Source organism: Micromonospora sp. NPDC004336, assembly GCF_053602615.1.
In genome coordinates this window covers 1-3923 of record NZ_JBSGDY010000299.1, presented here as the reverse complement: position 1 = coordinate 3923, position 3923 = coordinate 1, and the positions used below count along the sequence as shown (strand labels likewise).

The 3923-nt window shown below is 76.0% G+C and carries 4 protein-coding genes; 1 reads left to right on the top strand and 3 read right to left on the bottom strand.

Annotated features, from left to right (window positions below):
• Positions 1 to 56: 56 nt before the first annotated feature.
• The 3 genes from ACWENR_RS29985 to ACWENR_RS29975 form a co-directional block, all read right to left on the bottom strand.
• The gene (locus ACWENR_RS29985) at positions 57 to 884 is read right to left on the bottom strand and encodes an ArsR/SmtB family transcription factor (protein WP_452280306.1); all 828 of its coding nucleotides are present in this window, start codon (positions 882 to 884) and stop codon (positions 57 to 59) included.
• A gap of 88 nt (positions 885 to 972) precedes the next feature.
• The gene (locus tag ACWENR_RS29980) at positions 973 to 1854 is read right to left on the bottom strand and encodes an NAD(P)-dependent oxidoreductase (RefSeq protein ID WP_452280305.1); all 882 of its coding nucleotides are present in this window, start codon (positions 1852 to 1854) and stop codon (positions 973 to 975) included.
• 144 nt (positions 1855 to 1998) lie between these two features.
• Entirely contained in the window at positions 1999 to 2814 is an 816-nt protein-coding gene (locus ACWENR_RS29975; RefSeq protein ID WP_452280304.1) for an inositol monophosphatase family protein, read from the bottom strand.
• 203 nt (positions 2815 to 3017) lie between these two features.
• Between ACWENR_RS29975 and ACWENR_RS29970 the strand changes: the two genes are divergently transcribed.
• The coding region (locus ACWENR_RS29970) for a lycopene cyclase family protein (protein WP_452280303.1) at positions 3018 to 3923 on the top strand (906 nt) is incomplete at its 3' end.

The window sequence follows — 3923 nt, the reverse complement described above, 5'->3', positions numbered from 1 at the left end:
CGGGCGGTGTCGGCGCGGGCAGGCGGCGGCTTGGGCGCGACCGGTGCCGCCGGGGGTCAGCCGGCGGCGGTCGTCGGCTCCGGCAGCGGCTCTCCCGTCTCCAGCAGGGTCTTCAGGCTGGCGAGCAGCTCCGGCCAGCCACCGCTGCCGTCGAGCTGGCCGCTGACCGCCCGGTGCATCTCGCTGTCGGGGGAGAAGTCGTCGTGGGTGACGGTGAGCCGGACGAAGCCGCCGTACGGTGTGATGTCGAACGTGACGCGGGAGCGCCGCTCGGTCAGCCGGGCCGCCAGCTCCTCGGGGGACCAGCCGAAGTGGGCGGCGTGCTCGGGCTGGAAGCCGTGCCAGCTGTAGGAGAGCCGGCGGTGGGGCTCGGCCACGAGGACGCGCTGGCCCAGGTCGCGGAACTCGCCGTCCGGCTCGTCCTGCCACAGCACCGGCGAGCCGACCCGCCAGTCGGAGCGCAGCGCGACCCCGCCCCAGTAGCGACGGGTGAACTCGGGCTCGGTCAGCGCGGCCCAGAGCCGCTCCGGGGTGGTGTTGACGTAGGTGGTGTAGACGAAGGTGGGACTCTCCATCGGCTCCCGCTCCAGTGCTCTCTGCAGGTCGGCGAGCGCGCGGACCCGCTCCCGGTCGTAGCGGTGGATCCACCGGTCGGCGATCGCGTTGATCGGCGCGGGGTTGAGGTAGTGCAGCTTCTCCCGGCCGCGTCGCACGGTGGTCACCAGGTTGGCGGCCTCGAGCACCGCCAGGTGCTTGCTGACCGACTGCCGGGTCATGTCGAGCCCCGCGCACAGTTCGCGCAGGCTCTGCCCGTTGCGCAGGTTGAGGTCGTCGAGCAGCCGGCGGCGGCTCGCGTCGGCGAGCGCCCGGAACACCTCGTCCACCCTGTCCACCTCGCACATGCAGCCGTCCGGCTGCCTGTAGGATAGGCAACCGGACGGCTGCATGTCCAGCGTCCCCGACGCGGGGCGCCTACGCGCCGGCGGCGTACACCTGGGTCAGCCGGGAGAAGTCGTCCCCGCCGTGACCCGCCCGGATCGCCCGGTCGGCGACGGCGCCGGCCGCCCGCAGCGGGCCGGAGTCGATGCCGTGCGCCTCGGCCGCCTCCACGACGTGCGCCATGCCGGCGGCCGCCGAGGCGACGTTGGAGAAGTCGGCGGTGTGGTCGCCGGCGTCCACCCGGCGGGCCAGGTCGTCGACGAGGTCGGGCAGCAGGCCCGCGATCCCCCTGGCGTACGGGGCGAGGTCGCCCGCCGCGATCCCCTCGGAGCGGGCCAGGGCGAAGGCGTGCGCGACGCCGTGCATCGCGGTCCAGAAGACGTCGAGCAGGGCCACGTCGTGGGCGGCGGCCCGGCCCGGGTCGGCGCCCCGCCAGTCGGCCGTGCCGCCCAGGCTCGCCAGGGTGTCCCGGTGGGCCCGCCAGGTCCGCTCCGCGCCGCTGTAGAGGACGAGGGCGGCCGGCCCGCCGATGGTGGGTGCCGGTGTCATGATCGCCCCGTCGAGGTAGTCGACGTCGCGCTCCGCCGCCCAGGTTGCCATCGCGCGGGCCCGCTCGGGGGTGTCGGCGGTGAGATTCACCAGGGTGCGCCCGGCGAGGGCGTCGGCCGCCGGCTCCACGATCGCGCGGACGGCGGTGTAGTCGATGACGCAGACGAGCGTCAGCGGGCTGGCCCGGACGGCCTCCGCCGCCGTCGACGCCCGTCGCGCGCCCCGCGACACCAGGGCGTCGGCCCGGTCGGCCGTGCGGTTCCAGACGGTGGTCGGGTGGCCGGCGGCCAGCAGCGCGCCGGCGAGCGCCTGGCCCATCGGGCCCAGGCCCAGCACGGTCACGGGGGTCGGCTCGCGGTTGGTCATGGACGTGCTCCTCATCGGTCCCGCCCCGAGTCTCGATCTTCGTCGGGGCCGGACCAATCCTGTTCCGGCGCGCACCACGCGACAAGTACCGACTATTTTCTCAGGTACTTACTATTTTCTCAGGTACTTACCTTTTGGTAAGTGCTAGCCGGACGACGGGCGTTCCGCCCGGAACTGCTTGTCGATCACGGCCAGCAGGGCGGCGTGCGTCGGCGCGTCCGCCGCCACGAGCAGCCCGCCGACGCCGGTGTGCAGGGGCTGCCCCCGCAGGCCGGTCACCACGCAGCCGGCGGCCTCGCACAGGGCGATGCCGCTGGCGAAGTGCACGCTGTCCCGGACGTCCCGGTCGGTGACGTACGCGGCCCGCCGGCCCGCGGCGACCCACGCCAGGGCCAGCGTCGTGGAGAGCACCCGGGGCCGGAACCGGGAGGTGAACTCCGCGTCCGCCAGCAGCCGCAGCGCGTCGAAGACGGGGGCGTTCGGGAACGGCGGGTCGAGGTCGACGTCCACCAGCCCCGACCGGGCCGACGGCAGGAGCGGCTCGTCGACGCCGTCGCGGCGTACGTGTGCCCGGCCGTCGCCCGCCCAGAACAGCTCGCCGGCGATCGGGTCGGCCGCCGCGGCGGCCGTGATCCCCGCGTCGGTGCGCAGGGCCACGTTCACCGCGACCAGCGGGGTCCGCGCCGCGTAGTTCAGCGTGCCGCAGAGCGGGTCGACCAGCCAGGTCCGGTCGGCCGAGCGGGAGCCGGTGTGCCCGCTCTCCTCCCCGAGCACGGCGTCGTCGGGCCGCGCGCCCCGCAGGACGTCGAGGACGGCCCGCTCCGACTCCAGATCGGCGGCGGTGGCGAAGTCGCCGGCCCCCTTGTCGAACCGGTCCAGCGGGCCGCCGTAACGGGCCCGCACCACGTCGGCGCCGGCCTGCGCCGCGACGATCGCCAGTTCGGTGTCGGTGTACGTCATGATCACCACAGTAGACGCGCCGCGGCACCGCCGGCGTCCCCGGAGGCCGACCAGGAACGCGGCGAAGGCCAACGGCCGCACGCGGCGCCGCCGGCGACCCGGGCAGGAGCAGCTCGCGGGCCGGCGGCGCCGTGGCGGGCCGCGCGACCGGTCCCGGCCGGTCGGTGACCGGTCGCCCGGGACCGTGTGACAGCGTGGTCGGCGTGAACACCTCCGCTGCGCTGGACGTCGACCTGGCGCTCGTCGGCGGCGGCGGCGCCGCGTCGCTGCTCCTCGCCGCCCTGGACCGGCGCGGCGTGCGCGGCCCCCGGATCGCCGTCGTCGACCCGGTCCACCGGCGCGGCCAGGACCGGACGTGGGCGTTCTGGGACCGTCCCGGCAACGAACTGGACCCGCTGCTGGCGGCGAGCTGGCGCCGGGTCGAGGTGGCGACGCCCGCCGGCCGCCGCGCCCTCGACCTGGCCCCCCTGCGGTACGCCATGCTGCGCTCGGGCCCGGTCTACGACCGGGCTGCCGAGGCCGAGCGGCGGCTCGGCGTGCGGCGGATCGTCGCGCCCGTCGAGGCCCTGCACGACGACGGCCGGCGGGTCACGGTACGCGTCGGCGGGGGCGGGCCGACGGTGCGCGCCTCCTGGGTGCTCGACTCCCGGCCCCGGCCGCCCCGCCGGCCCGGCCGCACCAACTGGCTCCAGCACTTCCGGGGCTGGTGGCTGGAGTCCGACGCGCCGGTCTTCGACCCGTCCCGGGCCGTGCTGATGGACTTCCGCACCCCGCAGCCGGCCCGGGGCGTGTCGTTCGGCTACGTGCTGCCCGTCAGCGACCGGTACGCCCTGGTGGAGTACACGGAGTTCGGCCCGGCCCTGCTCACCGACGCCGGGTACGACGCCGCGCTGGCCGGCTACCGCGACCTGCTCGGCCTCGACCCGGCCGGGCTGCGGGTGCGGGAGGTGGAGAACGGGGTGATCCCGATGACCGACGGCCCGTTCGAGCCGCGGCCCTCGCCCCGGGTGGTCCGCCTCGGCACGGCGGGCGGCGCGACCCGACCCTCCACCGGCTTCACCTTCTCCGCGATGCGCCGCCAGGCCGAGCAGGTCGCCGCCGCGCTGGCC

What these genes read in the sequence shown, in the direction of transcription:
- ACWENR_RS29975 (WP_452280304.1), bottom strand. Translation starts at nt 2,814, where the DNA reads ATGACGTACACCGACACCGAACTGGCGATCGTCGCGGCGCAGGCCGGC.
- ACWENR_RS29980 (WP_452280305.1), bottom strand. Translation starts at nt 1,854, where the DNA reads ATGACCAACCGCGAGCCGACCCCCGTGACCGTGCTGGGCCTGGGCCCG.